Below are 18,322 nucleotides of genomic sequence, written 5' to 3' on the forward strand. Positions count from 1 at the left end.
TTTAAGTTTTCTTAACCTAATACGGAAACCCTACAATAATTTAAAGCCGGTATTTTCACATAACCCTACACTATTTTAGAGCGCCATAATATACAATAGCTATGAAAAACATTCATATGTACAATTATCTTCTTGCAATAAAAGATGAAACTCATATCTACAAAGCTATCATTGAGGCCGTACCTGATGAAAATGATAGCATGATGATTGGGTTAGATGATTTCAATTTTCCGCAAGAAGAGATTGAGGAAATAAAAAATGAAATAACAATCATTTGAGTGTTTATTATTATCTTTCTAAAGAATCCATTGCTAGAGAAACTTCATTTAAAATTGTTTTAATTAAACTTTTTTCATATTGACTTAACGCTTTGTTGCTAATCATATCTATTCCTATAACACCATATATTTTATCATTTCGCCGAATAGATAAATACAAAGCCTTTGCTTCTTGCAATGTGCTAGTGGTTGGACCCGCATTTTTATTGTTTATATAAACCCATTTTGCCACTGTTCTTTCTTTTTCTGTCAAAAATATATTGCTATCATCCAAAAGATTATTCGGATTATAAATATATGGTTTATCTAACATTTTTCTATTTACAGGATAAAAAATAATAATTCGTTTTAACCATTTATTTAATTGAACACATGTTTCTTTCATAACATCATTGTAAGTTTTTGCTTGTTGTAGTTTTTGGCTTGTTTCTAACAAAACCTCCATGCTATAAGCACGTAAAGATGCGCTATTTTTTTCCTTCTTTAATTTAAAATTTAAAACATTTATAATAAAGGAAACGACAATCATTACAATTAATACCATAACATATTCTGATGAAATTATTTCCAAAGAATATTTTGGTTTAATAAATAAATAATTTATTAAACATACATTTATAAACGGTATTATAAAACTATAAATAGGAAGTAATGTTAAACTACCTATAATACATGATGATAATACATATAATAATATAATCGTAGTAATATCAAATCCCGCAATTTGTGCGAAATATGCTAAGATGGTTATAATCAATAATGTACTTATTGAAATAGAGCTATCCCGAGTAGAAAAGCGAAAAAAATTTTGATATTGATATTTTACACTGTTTAGATTTTGATTGCTCGAATTGTTATCTGGAATAATATATATATCTAAATTAGGAGATAATTTTGTTAATTTATCTACTATCGTTGGTTTATTAAAAATTGATTTTTTTTGATATGAACGTCCTAAAACTAATTTAGATACTCCTGCTGTTTTAGCATACTGACTAATTTGATAGGCTATATCATCACCAGATGTAGATACAATGTTTGCTTGTAACTCCTTTGCAAGAGAAATGTTTTTTTTGAGTTGTTGGAAAGCTTTTAAATCTAATTCTTGTGAATCAGAATTTTCAACGTACAAAGCTGTAAACTCTCCATGAAATGCTTGAGCCATTTTAGAAGCGGTTCGAATTACTTTTTGATTCGTTGGTGATGTTCCTAAACAAACCAATATTTTTTCTTTAAGAAATTGCTTATTTTCATCTTTTGCATATAAATTTATACGATCAGCGCATTTCCTTAATGAAATTTCTCGTAATGCTATTAAATTATCTTTTATAAAAAAATTCTCTAACGCCCTTTTTGCTTGTGTCTTACTATAAATTTTACCCTGTTTTAACCTTTCTATTAAATCATTTATATCAACATCTATTAGCTTAACATCATCTGCATCATTAAATATATAATCAGGAATCCTCTCATTTACCTTTACTTTTGTAATACTTTCTACAACATCGTGTAAACTTTCTATGTGTTGTACATTTACCGTAGTATAAACATCTATACCTGCTCGCAATAATTCTTCAATATCACTATATCTTTTTTTATGTCTAGAAGTAGGCGCATTTGTATGAGCTAATTCATCAACTAGTATTAGTTGAGGGTGTCTATCTAATGCTTTATCTAAATCGAACTCAGAAAAATGATGCCCCTTATAAAGTACCTCTTTAGTCGGTATTTTTTCTAATCCATATGTTAGGTTCTGTGTATCTGGTCTATCATGACTTTCTATATATCCAATTACTACATCTACACCTTCAACAGATTTTTGCTGAGCTGTATTTAACATAGAAAAGGTTTTTCCAACTCCTGCACAATATCCAAAAAAAATTGTTAATTTTCCATTTTTCGCCTCTTCCAATACTAACATCTCCTTATATTATTTAACAATTAACCATGTTCTTATTTATAGTTATCTTTGTAGCCGGTAAACTAAATGTAAAAATAGCCCCTGTTGGTTGATTATCTTTTACAGATATAACACCTCCGTGTGCTTCAACAATTGATTTACATAATGACAAACCTAGTCCCATACTCTTCTTACTATCGACAACAGAATGATTTACAGTATAGAATTTTTCAAAAATTTTATTTTTATCAATATCTTTTATTCCACTTCCATTGTCACACACTTCAATATACACATTATTTTTTATTTGATAAGCGTTTATAGAAATTGTTGATTCATCTTCTGTATATTTTATCGCATTATTAATTAAATTTATTAAGACCTGTACAATTAATCTCGCATCCATATCCGCCATTAAAAAATCATCAGAAATATTCACTTTAATTTTACGATTATCTTTGATTCTACTAACATGACTTAATGATTCATCAATTACATCTTCTATAACTTCTGGTTCTATTCTTAATTTCACGCTACCATCTTCCATACGAGTTATTGATAATAGATTTTCTACTAAATTGATCAACCACAAAGAATCGTCATATATATTTTTGTATAAAGCATTTTTTTTATCATTCTTCAAATTACCATTATCATTTAACAACACATCAGCATTACCATATATCGAAGTCAACGGCGTTCTGAGATCATGAGATATAGACCTAAGTAAATCAGATCTAAATTGCTCTTTTTTTACTTTTATAATAGCCTCATTCTTTTCTTCATTACTTTTTATATTTTCCAAGCACATAGCCATTTCACTTAATATAGCCAATAAAATACGTTTATCAAATGATTCTAAAACATCGTTACCTAAATAAATACCAATAACTCCATATATTTTATCATCCGTTAATACAGCATAATAGATACTCTTTGATCCTGATAAATAACGAGTTGTCGCTCCTGCATGCTTTCCATTGATTGCTACCCATTTTGCAACGCCTATCTCATTAGCATTCAAAAACTCTTTACAACAAGAATTTTCCTTTTTGGGAAACAGAATAGGATTTTGTATAGAAGACTTCTCAATTGGAAAATACGCAATATCTCTATTAAATAAATTTGATAATTGTTTGCATCCACAATTAAATATATCTTCCACAGATTGTTGTTTTTGCAAAAGCTGGTTTTTTTCTAATAAAATACGAGAAACATTAGCCATATTAGCATAACTTGTAGCTGTTAATTGAATTTTATTCATTAGTGTACTTATTAAAAAAGCAACTATAATCATAATTACAAATGTCATTAAATAAGCTGAATCATAAAAAGATAAACTTAATATAGGCAGTGTAAAATAAAAGTTAAATAAAATAACACTAGCAATCGATGAAACGACACTGCATATGATATTTGATGTAGTTAAGGCAATCAATAAAACACCAATTAAGTAAATCATAATAATATTAGAATCATGAAATCCCATATCAAAAAACACAAAACCAACTACTGTACAGATAAACAATATAAGAATACTAGTAACAATCGATTTTAGTGTCAATTTACTTTTATTGTTTAATCTCTTGAATATTCTATTTTCTTTTACTGGCACGATAATTAAATTAATGTCTTCAATATTCTCTAATAAATATTGATAAATTGGTTTTTGAAAGAGATGAAATCTCATATTCATGTTTTTTCCGATGACAAGTTTATTTACTTTATATATATTAGCAAATTTAAAAATTTCACCCGCTATATCCTCAGAAGAAACAATTTCCACCTCTGCTCCTAATTGTTTTGCACAAGCAATATTTTTATCTAGCTGTTCCTGATTTGAATCACTTAATGTCCTTTTCGTATCAGATATATACAATGCATAAAAATGGTCTTTTTTATTTCGCAGCATACTACTAGCAACACGAATTACATGGATATTGGATGGTGAAGGAGAAAGACATACCATGATAGAATCAGTATTTTGATTACTCATTATTTTTATCCTCAACATCAGAATTATCTATTTTTATCATTTTATAACCTACCCCAACATGTGTTTGTATGTATTTTTCATTTGATATTTTCTCTATTTTTTTTCTTAAAGAAGTTACATAAACTCTTAATGAAGATAAATCAGATTCAATAGAGTTAACCCATACTTTATCTAATATATACTGATGTGTTAATACTCTTCCTATATTCTTAGATAATAAGCACAATAGATTGTATTCAATAGGCATTAAATGAATTTCTTTATCATCTACATATACAGATTGAGCAATATAATCTATTTTTAAATGTCCATTCACAAAATAATTATCATTATTTAATGTATTTTCTTTGTACTGAATTCTTCTCAAAGTTGAGCGAATTCGAGCTAACAATTCTTCTACACTAAATGGTTTAGTTATATAGTCATCCGCTCCAATATCTAAGGCTGTAATTTTGTCATCATCGTTGCTTCTGGCACTAATTACAATAATTGGAGTAAATGAAAATGTACGTAATTTTTTTATGATATCTATTCCATCTAAATCTGGCAAACCTAAATCAAGCAAAATAATATCAAATTGATGTTTAACTAGTAATGACAACGCCATACTACCATTCGTAGCCATTTCGAAATTATAACCATTTGTTTCTAATGCAGTTGATATTAAATTTCGTATAGCGGACTCATCTTCAACTATTAATACATTCATTAAATTATTCACAGTGTTCATCTCCGTTCGTGTAAATTCCTATATATTATAACATTTCCAAAAAATCAAATAAAGAATTATTTAGACTATCATTTGTATAGCAATAAGATACTATTTTTGCTTTATTAGTAATTATAGAAAATCGATTTTAACTTTGTTTGATTTCTCTTATTAAAGATAGATTTAATTGCAACACATTAACTTTTTCTTCGCCAAAGATACCAAGTAATTTATTTTCAGTATTATCCTTTATTAATTTTTTCAATACCTCCTTAGAAATATGCGTATTTTTTGACACTCTATCAATTTGAACATTAGCAGCATCAACAGAAATATGTGGATCTAATCCTGATCCAGATGCAGTTATTATATCTGCAGGAATATCTTCTCTTTTTATCGTAGGATTTTCTTGTAGAAATTTTTCAATATCATCATTAATTCTTTTTTCTAATTTAGGATTACTTGATGCTAAATTTTCACTTCCAGATGATGGTAAAACTTGTCCTTTGCTTTCTTTTTCGTTTTGTGTGAAAGTATTATAATTTACAGCAGAAGGTCTACAATGAAACAATCTCTCATCCGTAAAATCTTGTCCAACCAGTTCAGAACCTATAACTTTTCCGTCAATTTCAATTAGACTTCCATTTGCTTGATGTGGGAAGATAGCTTGAGATAACCCTGTCATTAACATAGGATAAATCAATCCACAAATTACGAACATTACTAATGATAATTTAAATGGTGTTTTTAATTTATTAAATAAACATTTCATAAACATCCTCCTATAATCCTAAAAAAACCAGTAATGGTGAAATGAGAATATCAATTAATTTAATACCAATAAATGGACAAATTACGCCTCCTAAACCATAAATCATCATGTTTCTTCCCAATAGTTTAGATGCACTCATAGGTTTATATTTGACACCTTTCATAGCTAACGGTATTAGGAAGGGAATAATAATCGCATTAAAGATTAATGCCGATAAAATTGCACTTGATGGAGAGCTAAGTCCCATAATATTTAAGACGTTCATTTGTGGAATTGCAATTGTAAAAATTGCTGGAATAATTGCAAAATATTTTGCAATATCATTTGCTATAGAAAATGTAGTTAACGATCCTCTTGTAATTAATAATTGCTTACCAATTTCTACTACCTCTAATATTTTCGTTGGATCCGAATCTAAATCTACCATGTTAGCTGCTTCTTTGGCAGCAGTAGTTCCGCTATTCATTGCTATTCCTACATTAGCTTGGGCTAAGGCTGGTGCATCATTTGTTCCATCACCAGTCATAGCTACAATTTTCCCTAATGATTGTTCTTTTTTTATTGCTTCTATTTTATCTTCGGGTTTACATTCAGCAATATAGCCATCAACACCAGCTTCAGCAGCAATAGTTGCAGCTGTTAAAGGATTATCCCCTGTGCACATAATCGTTTTAATACCAATCTTACGCAAACGATCAAATCTTTCTGTCAATCCTGGTTTTACTGTATCTTTTAAATAAATAACACCTAAAATCTTGTCATTAGCACAAACTACCAACGGAGTCCCTCCTAATTTTGAAATATTTTCCACTTTTTCATTTAAATCAGAAGGAATTAATCCATTTAAATTTTTTACATAATTAATAATGGCTTCACCAGAGCCTTTTCTTATTTTAGTACCATCTTCAAGATCAATCCCACTCATTTTGCTACTAGCTGTAAATTCAATGAATGTTGCATTCTTGTAATCATCAATATTTAATGTAACTCCCATCTTTTCAGCTAATTCTACTGTTGATTTCCCTTCAGGTGTCGTATCTTTTAACGATGCAATACATGCATATTTCACAAGATCCGTTTCATCTACACCGTCAACATTAATAAAATCACTCGCCAATCTATTTCCGAATGTAATAGTACCTGTTTTATCTAAAATCATTGTATCAACATCACCACATGCTTCTACTGCCTTTCCAGATAGTGCAATAACATTAAATCTAGTAACACGATCCATACCTGCAATACCAATTGCACTAAGTAATGCCCCAATTGTGGTTGGGATTAAGCATACTGTTAATGCTACTAACGTTGAAATTGGAATTTTAACATTTAGGTATGTAGCGAGAGGATATAATGTGACGATTACTATTAAAAATATAATAGTTAAAGATACTAACAAAGTATTCAAGGCAATTTCATTTGGAGTTTTCTTTCTAGAAGCGCCTTCGACCATAGAAATCATTTTATCCAAGAACGAATGACCTGGATCTGTTGATATTTCAATTTTAATCCAATCAGAAACAACAGTAGTACCCCCGGTAACTGAAGCAAAATCTCCTCCTGCTTCTTTTGTGACAGGAGCCGATTCACCAGTTATCGCTGATTCATCAACACTAGCAATACCATCTATAATTTCACCATCACTAGGAATTAATTCACCAGTTTTAACAAGTACAATATCACCTTTTTTTAGTTCACTACTAGATACTTCCTTTTCAGATCCATCATCTAAAATCAAACGTGCTTTCGTATCTTTTTTTGTCTTTTTTAAAGTATCTGCTTGTGCTTTGCCACGTCCTTCAGCAACGGACTCAGCAAAATTTGCAAACAATAATGTGACAAACAAAATAATCGCAACTATTGCATTATATAGGCTTAAATTACTTCCTTCATCATGAAACAAATGAGGAAAAAAAACTAATATTGTACATAAAATAAATCCAACTTCAACAACAAACATAACCGGATTTTTTATCATATATTTTGGAGATAACTTTGTAAAAGCACCTTTAATTGAAGAATAGAAGATATCTTTCGTAATAAATTGCTTCTTTTCTTTTTTACTCATTTTTATTCCTCCTATAATGTCAACATCTCTGCAACTGGTCCTAATGCAATTGCAGGTAAAAATGTTAGTGCTGCAAAAATATAAACAACAATTACTAATATAATTGCAAATGTTAGAGTATTAGTTTTTAAAGTTCCTGTAGATTCGTTAATATCTATTTTATTCATCAAACTACCAGCAATACCTAGTTGAATGATTATTGGCAAATATCGAGCTAAAAACATGACTATACCACAACTCATATTCCAAAATAATGAATTATCTACTAAACCTTCAAAACCTGAACCATTATTAGCTGCTGATGAAGCAAACTCATATAAAACTTGCGATAAACCATGAAAACTAGGATTCGTAATACCGTTAACACCTTCTGGAATAGATACAGCTAAAGCACTAAAACCTAAAATCAATAATGGATGAATAATAATGCATAAAGCTGCAAGTTTCATTTCTTTTCCTTCAATTTTTTTACCAAGATATTCGGGTGTTCTACCAATCATCAAGCCACAAATAAACACGGCAATAATGGCATAGATTAACATATTCATAAGCCCAACACCAGCTCCACCAAAAACAACATTCAACATCATATGCATTAATGGAACTAATCCACCTAATGGCGTTAATGTATCATGCATGTTATTGACGGATCCAGTTGTAAAAGATGTTGTCGCAGTAGTAAATAATGCGGATTGTGCAACACCAAATCTTACTTCTTTTCCTTCCATATTACCAAAAGTTTCTGTGATACCTGCTTGTGCTACTGCATGGTTTCCTAGCGATTCACTCCAAAAACAAACTCCTAAACCAATAACAAATAATATTGACATAGCAACGAAAATTGTTCTTCCTTCCTTGCCAATCCACACTTTGTTTGCTCTATTGCAATTTTTAGTTGACAAAGTATAAACTCTGTTATTTGCTTTTGATTCTTCATGCTTATCATATGCCATTCTACCAAAAACAAAAATACAAGAAACCGGCAAAATCATCATTGAAAATAATTCGATAATATTTGTAATAATTGTTGGATTTTCTAAAGGTGTAGCTGAATTGGCACCTAAAAATCCCCCACCATTTGTTCCTAAGTGTTTAATAGATTCTAACGCTGCTATAGGACCAGATGCAATTTCTTGAATTTTTCCTTCTATTGTTGTTAATTCAATATTTGAATTCAAATTTTGTGGAACACCTTGCCATACAAGAAATAATCCAATAATCATTGATAAAGGTAATAAAAATCGGTTAATGATTCGGATAAAATCAACATAGAAATTACCCATTTTTTTACCTAACAAACCTCTAATCATAGCAATACATGCAGAAAAACCCGTTGCAGCAGAAGTAAACATCATCATAATAATCACAAGCATTTGAGATAAATATGATAATCCAGATTCTCCAGCATAATGTTGTAAATTCGTATTTGTCATAAAAGATATAATGGTATTAAAAGACAATGATTCTTCCATACCACTAATACCATTTGGATTTAAAAATCCAATTGATTGAATTCTTAAAATCAAATACCCAATGAAAACTAGGCATAAATTGACCATCAATAATGACATAGCATATTTTTTCCAAGTCATCGTTGATGTATCTATTTTTAGTATCCTAAACACAAAATTATCCATTTTATCAAATACTGGATCTGCAAATGTTCTCTTACCAACAGACACATGGTAAACATAATTTCCAATCGGAAAGATGATAACCATAAACAATAATAATGTACAAACTATCTGTACCATAAATGACCCTCCATTTACATAAATTTATTTTTTTCAACGACATGTGCGATATGTCTACTATCATATTTAATCTCATATTTTTGCTCGCTTTTAGAACAGTCTGACTCTTCATAAAAAAATCTATGCATCGTTTCAAAACTACTAAAATTAGACATATTTTCTCGAGCAGGTAAATAAGTTGGATCTAAACACCACGCCGCTCTAAAATGTTTCATTGCTAGAATATGATTGCGTTTTTTTTCATATATAATCCCTAATAAATTATGAGGTATAGCAGAATTTGGATGTTTTGACATAAAATTGCAAATAATTTGAATAGCTTCTTGTAATTTACCAGAACAAATAAGCTTTTTCATTTCTAAACAAAAGTATTTTTCATTTTCCTCATCGCCGTTGAGTATAGTATTCATATTACCTTCCTCTTTCTATAATATAAGTTAAAATTTATCTGGGTTTACCAAAGCATACAAAAGATAACAAGAAAGTAATATAATAATTACTATCATAATAAACATTTATCATCACCTCTATCTTTTTAATTCTTTATCAATCCAATTTACAAACCCTGTCATAAGAAAAAACGAAATAACTAAAATAGATAACATGATTACATCAATCATAAATTTCCTCCTCACCATTAAATTCACAATCTCTTTATCCTTAGGACAGAAGTATTTTAATACTTTCAGAATTAAAATAGGTTTAAAAAAAAGAACTTAAAATTAAAATTAAATTAAAATTAAATACTAGCTTAACGCTATACTATACAAACTATACTTTTGTCGCAAGCACAGTAAGTGTGTACCCACTTACCGAAAATTGATGAAGCAGCCCCTTATGGAACTGCTTCTTTTTTTAGCAATTTTAACTTGTTAGGGAGAACTCTAAGGCCCCATTTTTTAGGCAAAGGAAGTGATTGTCGTGACACATAGAACTAGAAATGTTCAGCTCAAAATTAATTTAACTGAAGAAGAAAAAGCATTATTTCAAAAGAAAATGAAGATGGCTAATTGTAAGACCATGAACCATTTTATAATACCATTCGCTTAATTTTCTGTAGTTTTTATGAAAACAATACCTTTTATAATACCAATCAAACGAATTTAGAGCAATTTATAAAGAATATAGCAACTTTTTTAATGTCAACCGTCTATTTTTCGGCGTCTTTTTTTGAAAACAGCGACTTTTATAATAACAATATGTTATATTTTACTGCGTTTAACCTCAATAACACATAATTCCTATATTCAAAACACATGTATAGCGTATTTTTCACTTATATTTTGAAAGACACATTAAAAAAGGTGTCATTTAAAATCAAACATTAAAAGTTCAATGATATCAGTAACCCATCAACATTAAAAAGGGCGTCATATTAACTATGTGGTATTAAATTAGTTGCTATATTTTCTTCATGAATTTAATAACAAAAATGAGCAACCCCCTTCATCAGAGAGTTGCTCTTTGTTTAATTCAATACAAAATAATTCACTTTACTAGTGTAACCATCTTTTTCTTCTTAATTTTTTGGCGTAAGTTTGGCGTAAATGTATAAATTTACAACCAAAAATCACTAATTTTTTTAATCCTAGTAAAGCTTAGCTCCTGCAGGAATCTTGTCATCAACCATCAATAAGTTTAGTCCTTCATGACCATTTTCTTCATGAACAGCTGAGATCAACATACCTTCAGAATTAATACCCATCATTTTTCTTGGTGGTAAGTTTACAATCGCAATTGCAGTCTTTCCAACCAATTCTTCTGGTTCATAATATTCGTGAATTCCGCTTAAAATAACGCGATCTTTACGTTGGCCATCATCCAAAGTGAACTTTAATAGCTTCTTAGATTTTTCTACAGCTTCACAAGCTAAGATCTTAACAGCACGGAAATCCGACTTACTGAATGTTTCAAAATCTACCATATCTGTGAAGATTGGTTCAATTTTTACATTCGAGAAATCAACCTTTACAGGTGCAGCTTCCACTAGTTTTTTAGCTTTTGCTTTCTTGTTTAAATCCCCCAAGTTCTTCATGTGAGGGACTTTCTCCGACGCAATTCCGAAGCCACTCATATTCCTGAGCAACTCCCTACTTTGCTTTTTTCAACCAGATAAAAAGCCTTGTTTACCTTTAAAATTGATTACTTTCCGCATAAGCAGTTGTATTATTTGATGTATTTGATGTAAATCCTGATTGAGAGAATGGGGTCTTCAATTGGATTGCTTACTAAATTATAATCTTTATTATTGAATAAGTCAATCAGACCAAAAAAGCAGCGTACCAATTTTTACTTTAAAGTACGCCACTTTTTCCTACGCTATTGAATTATTAAAATATTTATCCAGTCCATCAAACTCGGTTCTTTTTAGTTCCTTTGTTACATCAGTATAGATATTTAAGGTTGTTGTTATATCCTTATGTCCGAGTGTATCCTGAATAACTTTTATATTTACACCTGCTTCACACATTCTTGTTGTAAATGTATGTCTGAGCGAATGACAACTAAAATGCGGTAAAAGCACTTCTGGGTTTTCTGTTTTCAAAAACTGCTCATCGTTGCAATCACGGATTATGCGTCGGATTGCCTTATTCAAAGTCGATTGATGTTGTGGCTGTCCGAAGCGATTGAGAAATATAAAATCTGTATATCCATCTATGGTTGCTTCGCAGTGAACCCCTAGTAATTCCTGTCGCTGCTTTTCCATAATAAATGCTTCCTTAACAAAATCGAGCATCGGAACTTGTCTATTTCCGGCTTCTGTCTTTGGAGTATTCACATTAAAATAGCAGCCTTTTTTTCCCTCAGAAGTTCTGTGGTCATAATAAACCAACGTGTGATTAACATCTATAATTCCATCTTCCAAATCAATATCACACCATCTGAGTCCTGTAACTTCTCCAACTCTTAATCCCGTTCCAAGCATTACTGCAAACACCGGATACCAATACACTGCTGTATTAGAGTTCTTCAGATAATCCATAAACAATTCCTGCTCAGGTCGAGTCAGTCCCCTGCGTTTCTCTGTCTTGAAGCAATGAGCTTTTTTCAATTCCCTCAAAACATTATTTGTCGGATTGTTTCTGATATAGTTATCATCAACCGCCATATCAAATATCTGATGAAGAATGTTGTGGACACCATCAACCGTTGCTGGCTTCAATCCTCGCTCATCAACCAGATAATTATAAAATCTCTTAATATCTGATTTCAAAAATGTTGAAACTCTCTTAGAACCGATTTGCCGACGTACAAAGGTTTCATAAATATATTTGTAATTCTCAAAAGTGTTGTTTTTCAATCCTCTCTTCAGGTCTTTCCACAACTCATATAAATCATCGAGTGTAACATATCGTGCTTCCGCTTTTATGCCATCACTTTTGTCTTTCTCAATCGCTTCCTCTTTAATCCTGAGTGCTTCAAGCGTTTTTGAATAGACATATCTTCTTTTATGGTTTTCATCAGTCCAACTGTACTGATAACTTCCATCACTTCTTTGAAGTTCTCCCGTGCGAAGAACTGTCCTTGTTTTATCTTTTCGTTTTGGTCTAGCCACGGCTGTTCCTCCTATATTTCATTCCTGCTATTTAAAAATTCCACAAATTTGTCGATGATGACATACACCTGATAACCGTCTGTCGTCATAAAATTGCAGTCTTTCTTTTTCATCAGCTCTCGTATTTTTCCCCTTCCGATACCTGTATAAGCGGCTGTTTCATTTACCGACAAACATTTCTTTTTCCAAAATGGCTGCTCTTTTTTCTTTTCTATAAGGCTTTCCCGATAAGCAATCATTTCTTCATCTGCAAAATCCACATTCATCGTTCCACCTCCTAAATCTCATACATTTTTTCAATGTACTCATCAAACAATTCCCTTTTTATCATTCGGCGTTTTCCCACCCATAACACAAATGGACAGTCAGCAAACCTTGTCATTTCACGAAGTTTTTCTCTGCCAATGCCAGTATAGGCAGTAGCTTCATCAATGGTCAGATACGGCTTATGCCATACCGGTACTTCTAATCTTTCTTTTTTTACTGGATTACTCACAATAATACCTCCTCATATCGAATACTGCTTTTTTATAAATTCAACAAATTCTTCTCTCTTGATAAGTCGCTTCGAGCCATTCCATAAAACGAACGGACATCTTTCATTATCGGTAAGCTGTCTGATTTTTCTGCTTCCAACACCTGTATAAGCTGCGGCTTCATCAATTGTAAGCATTACTTTCTCCCAAAGTGGGACATTATAGATTGTTTCATCTTTTTCGTTGTTCATATGCTGTAACCTCCTTTGCGTGGTTACAGCATACTCAAAAATCTACACTGAGCCAACGATGCGAATTTGCTCATCGCAAATTTGACTTTTTCATTAAATAGAATACTGATTTGCAATATATTCCTCAAAAATTTTTCGCTTTATCATTCGGCGGCTTCCTATCCAAAGTACAAATGGGCAATCTTGCTTTTCCGTCATTTCATAAAGTTTCCCTGTTCCAATATTGGAATATATAGATGCTTCTTCAATCGACAAATTAGGCTTATGCCAAAGAGGTACATTATAACTCAGCTTCTTTACACTGCTATTAGACATTCTTACACCTCTTTTCTTTCTTTGATGAATATCTGTCGGTAACAACATAATCCCAACCATCCCCATCACACTTATCACATCTGTCTTTTCGCTTTGCAAATGGGTCGAGTCGCCTTACAATATAATCTGGATTGTGAATGTAATCATTCAGGCACTTCGGGCATAGGCAGCGAATATTTTCTTTCCCCTCCGGCTTGTAAACCCAAAGTCCAAAAGTCTTTTTCAAAGTTGCGTTTATCTGCCTGAAAAGTTTATCATCATCTACCGTACCTATGTATTCACGCAAATCCTCTCTATTGACTGTCCGTATCTGCTCCAGAAGAACCATTGACGGTTTCTTCAGTCCAAACTCCTCGCCGAGAATAATGTGCGATGGCAAATATCTTTTCTTGATTACACTTGTAACCGCTGCAACAATAATCGTCGGAGCATTCTGGTTATAATCGTCTGCCTGAACAACAAGTACCGGACGTTCTCCGCTTTGTACTGAACCACTGTTATCTCCAAAGTCATAGTAGAATAAATCCCCACGACAAATCATTTTTTCTTTCATATACATAACCTCACAAGAATCTAATTTTTAAAGTGTCATTCGTATCCGGAATGAAATAACCCCTTCACTCATTTGGACAAAGGGTGCTGAAATGCACACCCAAAATCAGAGATTTTCATAAAATTTGATAAAGTTTTTCTTTGCCGCTGCAATAGACTTATCTACGGAGCTGTAATATACGCCCTCCTGCTTTGCAATCGCTCTGGAACTCAGACCGCAGCACACATTCTTCATAAGACGTTCCCTTTGAAGTGGCTGCAACATTGAAAGTGCTATTCTTGCTTTCCTGATTTCACACTGACGCAATTCTTCTCTTTCCAGTTCAAGTCTTTCTTCCTCTGCTCTTTCAAACGGGTCGTCAAACATAATGGCAAGTTCTTTATGAAACTGTGAGGACATTTCATCGTCATATCCATAGCAGTCAAGCGTGCGACTGCTTCTCTTTGCATACTTGTCCTCATTGCGGTTTGCGTCGTCAATTACCTCTCCCTGTGCAATGGAAAGATGCACAAACGGAGAATATCTTTCTATAACAAGTGGATACTTCTCCCAAAGCTCTTTTACCGATAATTCCGTAATAATCGCCCATCTCTCATCTCCGGTATAACCGTTATATTCGTATTTAAGATTTATCAGTTTACAATCCTTTGCAAATAATTCTTCTTGTTCTGTTAATGTAAGTTTGTTTGTCATTTTCGTAATCTCCTTTGAATTTTCTAAAATTGCTTTTTTATATAGAAAATTCGGAGATTACGGGTACTCAGCTATCTGGCACTGCCATGCGTTATAAAACATAAAAGTCCTTTCCCAAGTAAGGGAAAAGACCTAATACTGCACGAAGCATAATCGAATAAAACAACAACAAAAAAAGCACCGTCGAATCTGGACAGCAAAGAATACTTCTATTCTTCACTTATCCGGCTTCGTACGGTGCTTGGTAGTTTAGCAAATAAATTGCTTATCTCCGCTTACTCGATTAGAAATCGTTACGATATTTACTTGTACTCTTCATCGCCTGCAATTCCTGCCATATCCGTTCCTACGGATTCTTCGGAAGTAAGCGAGATTTAAGATGTGGACATTCTTGCATTTCTGACACTTCACACTCAAATGTCCGGTTGCGTCTGAAAAAACTCTCTGTATCCTGAACCCACAAGTCGGGCAGAGAATATCACGCTCTTTCAGGCTTTCTGCTTCTACTCTTGACAGAAGCAATCTCTTTTGTATTTCAGGTGCTACCTGAGTCTGTAACCTCATTGCGAAACACCTCCCAGATTTAACTCATTGGAAATGTACTCAAGGATATTGTGATACTCAAATAGCCCCATATCTCTCAATCTGATAACCAAGGCTGTATAAGATACTCCGATATAAGCTGCCATTCTGCGGATAACTGCTTTATCCTTTGAAGTAATGGTATTATCGCCATAAACTTTTATCGGATTTGACTGATTATATTTCGCCAAGGCATTTTCAATAATTCTTCTCGGCATAAGAAGCGAAGCTCCCATTGTATCTGCCTGCCACTCAACAGACGCAAACATCTGAGCCAGTTCCTCTTTGGAATAACTACGTTCACTGTCATACTCTGCATGAAAGCGTCCTTCACTCGGCATTGCATACATCTTACTCAAGATATGATGTGACGCTTCGTGTGCCATTGTAAATCTGCGACGTCCCTGCTCCTTTTCAGCAAGAAGAAATTTATCAAGTACGATGGTATCTTTCGGGAAAACAAAGGGAATAATTTTTCCGTCCTGATGTACCAGCAATGGTGTTGCTCCATCTGCCAGAAAACCAATCCTACCTGCATCATCTTCTGCGAAAGAAGCGTATTCAATTCGTAACATAAGAAATTCTGTAATGAAATGTTCTATGTCGATGGATTGAATCACTCGATTGCTAAACTTATTAGCATAAGCTGTTATCAAGCCTTCGCTGATTTCTTCCAACTCGGCTCTTGACATATAAATACTCAAGTTGTGTCCACCTCCGACTCCACCTTGTCCGGCGGTGCAACTCCTCCGGCAAAGTTCTGTTGTATTTCCGCACTATCCAAATTGATTAGATAGCGAATTCCTTCAAGTGTTCTCATTCGTCTGTCCTCTGTTATAGTTCTTTGATGATGTGACAAGCCACACCCTGAATGCAGCACTCATCTACAATGATGTCTTTCATCTTCTTATTTTCCGGATGGAGAATGATTTTCTTATTCTCATCATCTCGGAAGTAGCGTTTCAATGTATTCTGATTATCCACAAGGGCAACTACTATATCGCCCTCGTTGGCTTCTACCTGCTTTTTGACAACCACAAGGTCGCCGTCATCTATCCCTGCATCAATCATAGACTGACCGCTTGCTCTTAATATAAAGAAATCTCCTTTGCCGAAAATAGCAGTAGGAAGTGATACATATTCTTCAATATTTTCTTCCTCATACTGAGGACTACCACAAGGAATAGAACCTACAATCGGTGTCTGTGTCTGTTCGCCACTGTACTTACGGGTCACATTGGTACTAATCTCCTGCCCGTCGTACTCAATCATATTCTTCTCAGCCATTTCTACCAAGTATTTGTATGCTGTACCTCTGGCAATACCAACAGCTTCAGCAATCTTTGTAGTCGATGGGGATTGTCTGTTTTGCAGGTAATAATCCTCGATATATTTTTTTATCTCACTCATAAGTTCAGGACTCTTGCTTCTCATACCTGCACCTCGCTTTCTTTTCTATCGGAAGCAGTTTGCTTTCGATAGTTTTATTATACCTGATACGAAAAATTTTTCAAGTAGGTTTTTCGCAAAAGAAAAGAGGTGTCGCAATTTGCTAACACCTCAAAATTTCTTTGCTTGCACTGAAATCATTAACTCCAATGGCTTACTATTTTTCTCTATCCTCATCTTTTCTTATACAATACAAGTTCCGGATTCTTACCGTCTTCTTCATAAGTGCAAATAAGAATAAAATCCATATCTGCAACAACGCCGAAACATCTATCGCCGCCGTATTCACATTCAAGCTGATTGCCCAGATATGTCTTTGCCTCATTCAAAAACTTAGCCGCTTGCCCATTCGGAAGCCGGTACTCAAGATTCACATACTTTCCCACAAGGGTATTCAGTTTTTCCACCTTTGGCATTCCGTCAACATTCAATTCGTTAATTTCATTGATTAACTTTTTCTTGAATTCTTCAAACTGACCGTTATCACTAAGCTCATCATATTTCTTCCAGTAATCCAAAGTAGGAAGCAGCTCTTTCATATAAGAACGGGCTTGTTCCTCCGTGAAATTCTCGCTTACCATATTCTTAACACAAACTTCAATCAAATCGTCCATATCATTGTAAGTATATGTTCCATCGGCATAACACCACTTACAATAGTCCTCGTTGAAAGAACCGTCGTGATTGTGTCCGATAATATCATCATCTTCAAGCGGCATTCCGCAGCATTGACAAATAAGCTTTCTCGGTGAGCCTAAAAGTGTATTTATGGAAACATCTAATACTTTTGACAGCAATTTCAATGTTTCCGTATTCGGAACTGTTTCTCCGTTTTCCCAACGTGAAACTGCCTGACGACTTACAAAAACTTTTTCTGCAAGCTCATCCTGCGACATTCCCTTTTGAGTGCGAAGTTCAAGTATAACCTGTTTTGTATCCATTATGCAGTACCTCCCTTACACCTTTATTA

General features: G+C 33.0%; 20 protein-coding genes and 1 pseudogene. 2 read left to right on the forward strand and 19 right to left on the reverse strand.

The window, feature by feature from the left end:
* Positions 1-101 precede the first annotated feature (101 nt).
* A complete protein-coding gene (locus tag LJE08_RS01265) occupies positions 102-278 on the forward strand; it encodes a hypothetical protein (protein ID WP_227402215.1) in 177 nt (58 codons plus the stop codon).
* Positions 279-288: 10 nt separating this feature from the next.
* Here the strand turns inward: LJE08_RS01265 and LJE08_RS01270 are convergent, their stop codons facing one another.
* From LJE08_RS01270 to kdpF, 8 genes are all read right to left on the reverse strand, one after another.
* Positions 289-2,190 (reverse strand): DUF4118 domain-containing protein, encoded by a 1,902-nt coding sequence (locus LJE08_RS01270; RefSeq protein ID WP_227402216.1) that lies wholly within the window; start codon positions 2,188-2,190, stop codon positions 289-291.
* Between the two features lie 22 nt (positions 2,191-2,212).
* Positions 2,213-4,174, reverse strand: a complete 1,962-nt coding sequence (locus tag LJE08_RS01275; RefSeq protein WP_227402217.1) for an ATP-binding protein — start codon at positions 4,172-4,174, stop codon at positions 2,213-2,215.
* Positions 4,167-4,904: a response regulator transcription factor gene (locus LJE08_RS01280; protein ID WP_186998290.1), complete on the reverse strand. Its 738-nt coding sequence runs from the start codon at positions 4,902-4,904 to the stop codon at positions 4,167-4,169. Before LJE08_RS01280 ends, LJE08_RS01275 begins: the two co-directional genes overlap by 8 nt.
* A 127-nt stretch (positions 4,905-5,031) precedes the next feature.
* Positions 5,032-5,655 carry a potassium-transporting ATPase subunit KdpC gene (kdpC, locus tag LJE08_RS01285; protein ID WP_117923988.1) on the reverse strand — a complete coding sequence of 208 codons (624 nt, stop codon included), beginning with the start codon at positions 5,653-5,655 and terminating at the stop codon, positions 5,032-5,034.
* A 10-nt stretch (positions 5,656-5,665) separates the two neighbouring features.
* Complete coding sequence (kdpB, locus tag LJE08_RS01290; RefSeq protein ID WP_186998291.1) at positions 5,666-7,723, reverse strand: potassium-transporting ATPase subunit KdpB; 2,058 nt, start codon at positions 7,721-7,723, stop codon at positions 5,666-5,668.
* A gap of 11 nt (positions 7,724-7,734) precedes the next feature.
* On the reverse strand, positions 7,735-9,477 hold the full coding sequence (locus LJE08_RS01295) for a potassium-transporting ATPase subunit KdpA (protein WP_227402218.1): 1,743 nt from the start codon (positions 9,475-9,477) through the stop codon (positions 7,735-7,737).
* A 14-nt stretch (positions 9,478-9,491) separates the two neighbouring features.
* The gene (locus tag LJE08_RS01300; protein WP_117923982.1) at positions 9,492-9,887 is read right to left on the reverse strand and encodes a hypothetical protein; all 396 of its coding nucleotides are present in this window, start codon (positions 9,885-9,887) and stop codon (positions 9,492-9,494) included.
* Positions 9,888-9,914: 27 nt separating this feature from the next.
* Entirely contained in the window at positions 9,915-9,992 is a 78-nt protein-coding gene (gene kdpF / locus LJE08_RS15205) for a K(+)-transporting ATPase subunit F (protein ID WP_117923998.1), read from the reverse strand.
* 406 nt (positions 9,993-10,398) lie between these two features.
* Between kdpF and LJE08_RS15195 the strand changes: the two are divergent.
* Positions 10,399-10,512: pseudogene (locus tag LJE08_RS15195) on the forward strand (plasmid mobilization relaxosome protein MobC); the annotation flags it as partial.
* Between the two features lie 553 nt (positions 10,513-11,065).
* Here the strand turns inward: LJE08_RS15195 and metG are convergent.
* The 11 genes from metG to LJE08_RS01365 all read right to left on the reverse strand — a co-directional run bounded on the left by metG (position 11,066) and on the right by LJE08_RS01365 (position 18,293).
* Positions 11,066-11,512, reverse strand: a complete 447-nt coding sequence (gene metG, locus LJE08_RS01315; protein WP_227402219.1) for a methionine--tRNA ligase subunit beta — start codon at positions 11,510-11,512, stop codon at positions 11,066-11,068.
* A 279-nt stretch (positions 11,513-11,791) separates the two neighbouring features.
* On the reverse strand, positions 11,792-13,033 hold the full coding sequence (locus tag LJE08_RS15210; protein ID WP_227402220.1) for a tyrosine-type recombinase/integrase: 1,242 nt from the start codon (positions 13,031-13,033) through the stop codon (positions 11,792-11,794).
* An 11-nt stretch (positions 13,034-13,044) separates the two neighbouring features.
* Entirely contained in the window at positions 13,045-13,299 is a 255-nt protein-coding gene (locus tag LJE08_RS01325; RefSeq protein ID WP_227402221.1) for an excisionase, read from the reverse strand.
* Positions 13,300-13,310: 11 nt separating this feature from the next.
* On the reverse strand, positions 13,311-13,529 hold the full coding sequence (locus LJE08_RS01330) for an excisionase (protein WP_227402222.1): 219 nt from the start codon (positions 13,527-13,529) through the stop codon (positions 13,311-13,313).
* Between the two features lie 12 nt (positions 13,530-13,541).
* Complete coding sequence (locus LJE08_RS01335) at positions 13,542-13,760, reverse strand: excisionase (RefSeq protein ID WP_022146405.1); 219 nt, start codon at positions 13,758-13,760, stop codon at positions 13,542-13,544.
* A 93-nt stretch (positions 13,761-13,853) separates the two neighbouring features.
* Complete coding sequence (locus LJE08_RS01340; protein WP_022146404.1) at positions 13,854-14,075, reverse strand: excisionase; 222 nt, start codon at positions 14,073-14,075, stop codon at positions 13,854-13,856.
* On the reverse strand, positions 14,068-14,628 hold the full coding sequence (locus LJE08_RS01345; RefSeq protein WP_066559579.1) for a type II toxin-antitoxin system PemK/MazF family toxin: 561 nt from the start codon (positions 14,626-14,628) through the stop codon (positions 14,068-14,070). The genes LJE08_RS01340 and LJE08_RS01345 overlap by 8 nt, the downstream gene beginning before the upstream one ends.
* Before the next feature lie 105 nt (positions 14,629-14,733).
* Positions 14,734-15,321, reverse strand: coding sequence for a hypothetical protein (locus LJE08_RS01350; protein WP_024853351.1), 588 nt, complete (start codon positions 15,319-15,321; stop codon positions 14,734-14,736).
* Positions 15,322-15,881: 560 nt separating this feature from the next.
* Positions 15,882-16,607 (reverse strand): ImmA/IrrE family metallo-endopeptidase, encoded by a 726-nt coding sequence (locus tag LJE08_RS01355; RefSeq protein ID WP_008789352.1) that lies wholly within the window; start codon positions 16,605-16,607, stop codon positions 15,882-15,884.
* Between the two features lie 130 nt (positions 16,608-16,737).
* Positions 16,738-17,337 carry a transcriptional repressor LexA gene (lexA, locus tag LJE08_RS01360; RefSeq protein ID WP_002594698.1) on the reverse strand — a complete coding sequence of 200 codons (600 nt, stop codon included), beginning with the start codon at positions 17,335-17,337 and terminating at the stop codon, positions 16,738-16,740.
* Positions 17,338-17,525: 188 nt separating this feature from the next.
* A complete protein-coding gene (locus LJE08_RS01365; protein ID WP_002594697.1) occupies positions 17,526-18,293 on the reverse strand; it encodes a zinc ribbon domain-containing protein in 768 nt (255 codons plus the stop codon).
* Positions 18,294-18,322 lie beyond the last annotated feature (29 nt).

The organism is Holdemanella sp. DFI.5.55 (assembly GCF_020593575.1).
Lineage (GTDB): Bacteria > Bacillota_I > Bacilli_A > Erysipelotrichales > Erysipelotrichaceae > Holdemanella > Holdemanella hominis.

What these genes read in the sequence shown, in the direction of transcription:
- LJE08_RS01265 (WP_227402215.1), top strand. Translation starts at nt 102, where the DNA reads ATGAAAAACATTCATATGTACAATTATCTTCTTGCAATAAAAGATGAA.
- LJE08_RS01275 (WP_227402217.1), bottom strand. Translation starts at nt 4,174, where the DNA reads ATGAGTAATCAAAATACTGATTCTATCATGGTATGTCTTTCTCCTTCA.
- LJE08_RS01280 (WP_186998290.1), bottom strand. Translation starts at nt 4,904, where the DNA reads ATGAACACTGTGAATAATTTAATGAATGTATTAATAGTTGAAGATGAG.
- kdpC (WP_117923988.1), bottom strand. Translation starts at nt 5,655, where the DNA reads ATGAAATGTTTATTTAATAAATTAAAAACACCATTTAAATTATCATTA.
- kdpB (WP_186998291.1), bottom strand. Translation starts at nt 7,723, where the DNA reads ATGAGTAAAAAAGAAAAGAAGCAATTTATTACGAAAGATATCTTCTAT.
- LJE08_RS01295 (WP_227402218.1), bottom strand. Translation starts at nt 9,477, where the DNA reads ATGGTACAGATAGTTTGTACATTATTATTGTTTATGGTTATCATCTTT.
- LJE08_RS01300 (WP_117923982.1), bottom strand. Translation starts at nt 9,887, where the DNA reads ATGAATACTATACTCAACGGCGATGAGGAAAATGAAAAATACTTTTGT.
- kdpF (WP_117923998.1), bottom strand. Translation starts at nt 9,992, where the DNA reads ATGTTTATTATGATAGTAATTATTATATTACTTTCTTGTTATCTTTTG.
- metG (WP_227402219.1), bottom strand. Translation starts at nt 11,512, where the DNA reads ATGAAGAACTTGGGGGATTTAAACAAGAAAGCAAAAGCTAAAAAACTA.
- LJE08_RS01325 (WP_227402221.1), bottom strand. Translation starts at nt 13,299, where the DNA reads ATGAATGTGGATTTTGCAGATGAAGAAATGATTGCTTATCGGGAAAGC.
- LJE08_RS01335 (WP_022146405.1), bottom strand. Translation starts at nt 13,760, where the DNA reads ATGAACAACGAAAAAGATGAAACAATCTATAATGTCCCACTTTGGGAG.
- LJE08_RS01340 (WP_022146404.1), bottom strand. Translation starts at nt 14,075, where the DNA reads ATGTCTAATAGCAGTGTAAAGAAGCTGAGTTATAATGTACCTCTTTGG.
- LJE08_RS01345 (WP_066559579.1), bottom strand. Translation starts at nt 14,628, where the DNA reads ATGAAAGAAAAAATGATTTGTCGTGGGGATTTATTCTACTATGACTTT.
- LJE08_RS01350 (WP_024853351.1), bottom strand. Translation starts at nt 15,321, where the DNA reads ATGACAAACAAACTTACATTAACAGAACAAGAAGAATTATTTGCAAAG.
- lexA (WP_002594698.1), bottom strand. Translation starts at nt 17,337, where the DNA reads ATGAGAAGCAAGAGTCCTGAACTTATGAGTGAGATAAAAAAATATATC.
- LJE08_RS01365 (WP_002594697.1), bottom strand. Translation starts at nt 18,293, where the DNA reads ATGGATACAAAACAGGTTATACTTGAACTTCGCACTCAAAAGGGAATG.